The sequence below is a fragment of the Microbispora sp. H10885 genome (assembly GCF_014161415.1).
GTDB classification, from domain to species: domain Bacteria; phylum Actinomycetota; class Actinomycetes; order Streptosporangiales; family Streptosporangiaceae; genus Microbispora; species Microbispora triticiradicis.
Map to the genome: position 1 here is coordinate 1 of NZ_JABBWY010000024.1, position 5,046 is coordinate 5,046.

Consider the following 5,046-nt stretch of genomic DNA (forward strand, 5'->3'; position numbering starts at 1 on the left):
AAAACTCCACGAACATCCCCGGCGACGCCATCACCGCCGCCCCACCCGCCAACGCCAGCCCGCACTCCCCCGACCGCACCGCACGCACCGCCAGATCCAACGCCACCAACGACGACGAACACGCCGTATCCACCGTCAACGCCGGACCCCGCGACCCCAGCACATACGCGATCCGCCCCGACGCCACGCTCGACTCGTTGCCGGCCAGCAGCAGGCCCTCCAGCTCCTCGGGCACGACGCGCAGACGGCTGCCGTAGTCGTCGTACATGGCCCCGATGAACACGCCGGTGTCACTGTCCCTGAGCGACAGCGGGTCGATGCCGGCCCGCTCCAGCGCCTCCCACGACACCTGCAGCAGCAACCGCTGCTGCGGATCGGTGGCCAGTGCCTCCCGAGGACTCATCCCGAAGAACGCCGGATCGAACTCGCCCGCGTCGTGCAGGAAACCGCCCCGGCGCGTGTACGCGGTGCCCCGGTGGTCGGGGTCCGGGTGATAAAGGGCGTCGAGGTCCCAGCCCCGGTCGTCCGGGAAGTCACCCGTGACGTCCGCGCCACTGGCCACCACCTGCCACAGGTCCTCCGGCGAGGCCACCCCGCCCGGGAACCGGCACCCCATCCCCACGATCACCACCGGGTCGTCGTCCGCCGCCCGCACCGCGACCGCGGTGGCCGCCCTCTCCTCCACAGTGATGAGGCCGAGCAGGTGCCCGGCGAGCGCGGCGACGGTCGGGAACTCGAACACGATCGTGGCCGGGAGCGTCAGCCCGGTCAGGGCGTTCAGCCGGTTGCGCAGCTCGACCGAGGTGAGCGAGTCGAAGCCGAGTTCCTTCAACGGCCGGTCACCGGGCACCTCGGCCGGATCGTCGTGCCCGAGGACGGACGCGGCCTGCTCGCGCACGAGCCGGGTGACCAGGTTCAGGCGCTCGTGCGGACGTCCGGACAGCACCCGCCGCGCCCAGGCGCCTTCGGCCGCCCGCCGCACACGAGACGGAAAGACCACGAGGCTGGAGAACAGGGCGGGCAACCGCCCCGCCGCCGCCTCCTCACGCAGCACGGCGTCGTCGAGGGGCGACACCACGGTGTACGGCTCGCGCACCCGGTCGAGGACGTCGAGGGCGACGGCCGTGGAGAGCGTGCCCACGCCGTACCGGGCGAGCCGGGCGCGGCCGGCGTCGTCGAGGTGGCCGGTCATGGCGCTGGCCTCCTCCCACACGCCCCAGGCGACGGAGGTCGCGGGCAGCCCGAGACCGGCCCGGTGCTCGGCGAGGGCGTCGAGGAACGCGTTGGCCGCGGCGTAGTTCGCCTGCCCGGGCACTCCGAGGGCGGCCACGGCGGAGGAGAACAGCACGAAGCGCTCCAATGGAAGCTCCGCTGTCAGCTCGTGCAGATGCCAGGCGGCGTCCAGCTTCGGCCGCAGCACCGCGGCGAGCGCGGGGGCGTCCAGCTCCGTGAGGGTGGCGTCAGCCAGCACGCCCGCCGTGTGCACCACGCCGCGCAGCGGGCGGCCGGCGGGGACGGCGGCCAGCACCTCCGCCAGGGCGTCCCGGTCGGCGACGTCGCAGGCCACCAGGGTGACCTCCGCGCCCGCCTCGCGCAGGTCGCGGGCGAGGGCCTCCGCGCCGGGGGCGTCCGGCCCGGATCGGCTCACGAGCAGCAGGTGGGGCGGGCGGGCCGCCGCCGCCAGCCTGCGGGCCACGAGCGCTCCGAGCGTCCCCGTGCCACCGGTGATGAGCACGGTGCCGCCCGTTGCGAGCCCGATGCCGTTCGTAGTGAGCTCAGTGCCGTTCGTAGTGAGCTCAGTGCGGTTCGTAGTGAGCCCGGCGCCGCCCGTAGCGACCTCAGTGCCGCTCGTGCCCAGCCCGGGGCCGTCTGAGCTGAGCTCGGCACCCGGGTCGGCGCCGTCCTCGTCGCCGTGCCCGTGCCCGTGCTCGTACTGGGGCTCGGTCACGGGCGCGGGCAGGTCCCGGACGGCGAGCCTCGGTGCCAGCACGACCCCGTCGCGTACGGCCACCTCGCGCTCGCCGTGCCCGGAGGCGAGCAGCGCCACGGGCGCCGGGCCGTCCACCACGGCCAGCGCGAACCGGCCGGGGTGCTCGGCGGCGGCGGTGCGCACCAGCCCGCGCAGCGGCGCGGAGGCGAGGTCCCGCCCGTCGGCCACCACCGTGAGCCTGATGCCGTCGAGCGCGGGATCGGCGGCCCATTGCTGCAGCAGGGCGAGGACGGCGGCCGTGCGGGCGTGCGCCCGCCCGGCGAGACCGGCGGAGAAGCCTTCGGGGTCCGCGGCGGTTCGCGGTCCGCCCACCGGGACGAGCACCACCTCGGCCCGGGTGAGCGCCGCGGCGTCCGCACCGGTGACGACCTCCACGTCGTCGGGATCGCCGAGGTCGCGGAGATTCCCGAGATCCAGCAGGTCTCCGGTGGCGCCGAAGCCCTCCAGCACCCCGACGCGGCGCGGCGCCGGGCCGAGGTCGGTCACCGGCTCCCAGACGAGGCCGTACGCCTCGGCGGCGGGCCGGACGCCCGTGAGGTCCTCACGCGTGGCCGGCCGGAAGGCCAGCGACTCGATCGTCCCGATCGTCTGCCCGCCCTCGTCCGCGAACAGGTAGCGGAACCGAGAGCCGCCGAGCGGCTCGACGCGGGCCCGCACGGTGCGCCCGGCCCGGCCGGTGAGCCGCAGGCCCTCGAACGCGAACGGCAGGAGGGGCGCGCCGGCGCCGGGGTCGGCGAGCCCGGCGAGCCCCGCCACCACCGGGTGGAGGGCCGCGTCCAGGAGCGCGGGATGTAGCGGAAAGTCCTGCGCGGAGCCGGACGGGTCCGCGTCCGAGGGGGAGGACAGCTCCGCGTAGACCGTGTCGCCGTGGCGCCATACGGCGGTGAGGCCCTGGAAGGCCGGGCCGTAGTCGTAGCCGAGCCGGTACAGGCGGTCGTAGACGTCCGACACGTCGACCGCTTCGGTCCCGGCGGGGGGCCAGGCCGGGAGTTCGTCGCCGGGCGCGGCCTGCGGGTCGCGGAGCGCAGGTGTGTCTCCGGCCTCGGCGAGGGTGCCCGAGGCGTGCTGGGTCCACGGCCGGTCGTCACCGGCCCGTGCGTGCACCTCGACGCCGCGCCGTCCGTCCGCGCCGGGGGCGGCGACGAGCACCTGCACCTGCGCGGGCCGGCCGGCGTCCAGCGTGAGAGGAGCCTCGACGGTCAGCTCGCGCACCTCGGGGGTGCCGGTGAGCCGGCCGGCGTGCGCGGCCAGTTCGGCGAACGCCGTACCGGGAAGCAGGGTGGTGCCCAGGACCCGGTGGTCGGCGAGCCAGCCCTGCGCGGCCAGGTCGATCTGCCCGGTCAGCACCGCCCCGCCGTCCGCGAGCGTGACCATCGCGCCGAGCAGGGGATGCCGGGCTGCGGCGAGACAGAGCCGGGACGCCTGGGCGGGTCCGGCGGAGGGTGTGAGCCAGTAGCGCTCGCCGCTGAACCGGTAGGTGGGCAGGTCCACCGGCGTCCCCTCGCGCGGCCAGGCGACGGGGACACCGGCGAGGTGGGCCACGGCCAGGGCTCGGCGGAAGGCGCCCGGCCCGCCCTCGCCGCGCCGGAGCGTGCCCGCGGCGAGGCACGTGATCCCCCGCTCGGCGAACGTCTCCTCCACGGCCACGGTGAGCACCGGATGCGGGCTGATCTCGACGAACCTCCGGTGGCCGCTGTCGGCGAGGCCGCCGAGGGCGGCGTCGAAGCGGACGGTCTCCCGGAGGTTGCGGAACCAGTAGCCGGCGTCCAGGGTGGTCGTGTCCAGCACGTCGCCGGTCACCGCGGAGTGGAAGGCGATCTCGGCGGGCCGGGGTCGCAGCCCCGCGAACGTCCGCAGCAGTTCCTCGCGCAGCGGCTCGACGTACCTCGTGTGGGAGGCGTAGTCCACCGGGACCCGGCGGGCGCGCACGCCGTCGTCCTCGCACCGGGCGAGCAGCTCGGCGAGCGCCGCGGCGTCCCCGGCGACGACGGTCGAGCGCGGTCCGTTGCGTACGGCGACCTCGACGGCGCCCTCCCAGCGAGCCGCGAGCTCGGCCGCTTCGGCCGCGCCCAGCGCCACCGACACCATGCCGCCGTCCCCGGCGATCCTGGCGATGGCCTTGCTGCGCAGGGTGACAAGCCGCGACGCGTCGGCGAGGGACAGCGCGCCCGCGACATAAGCGGCGGCGATCTCGCCCTGGGAGTGCCCGACGACCGCGTCCGGCGTGACCCCTGCGGCGCGCCACATCGCCGCGAGCGACACCATGACCGCGAACAGCACCGGCTGCACGACATCGACGCGGTCGAGTGAGGGCGCGCCCTGCGCGCCCCGCAGGACGTCGTGCAGGGACCAGTCGGTGTGCTCGGCGAAAGCCTCGGCGCAGGCGTCGATCCCGGCCCGGAAGACCGGGTCGGCGTCCAGGAGCGCGCGGGCCATCTCGGGCCACTGCGACCCCTGACCGGGGAAGACGAAGACCGTTCGCCCACCGATCCGCTCGCCCGTCACGACCGCGTCGTGGACCTCGCCCCGGGCGAGCGCGCGCAGGGCGGCCTGGTGGTCTCCCAGGACGGCCGCGCCGTACGGAAGCCGCGCCCGCGACAGGAGCGTCGTGGACACGTCCCGGAGGCGGAGCTCCGGGTGGTCGTGCAGGTGCCCGGCGAGCGCGGCGGCCTGCCGTCGCAGCGCCGCCGCGTCCGTTCCCGACAGCAGCAGCGGCACGCCCTCCTCCGCCGAGGGGCCCGCAGTCGTCATGGTGACGGACGGCGTGGCGGCGGTCGTCGTGCCGGCGGTCGTCGTGCCGGCGGTCGTCGTGGTGGCGTCCTGGTCGGCGGAGGGGCCGTCGGCAGTGGCGGGTGGCTGTCCGAGTGTGTCGGCGGATGGTTGTCCGAGGGCGGTGGCGGGTGGCTGTCCGAGTGTGTCGGCGGATGGTTGTCCGAGTGTGGTGGTGGGGGGTTGTCTGGGGGTGTCGGTGGGTGGTTGCTGGAGGATGACGTGGGCGTTGGTGCCGCTGATCCCGAAGGAGGAGACCCCCGCCCGGCGCGGCCGTTCCCCCTGCG

General features: G+C 75.7%; 1 protein-coding gene. It reads right to left on the reverse strand.

The window, feature by feature from the left end; genetic code table 11:
* Positions 1-5,046, reverse strand: a 5,046-nt coding sequence (locus HHX37_RS35270) for a type I polyketide synthase (RefSeq protein WP_182888167.1), incomplete at both ends; no start/stop codon positions are given.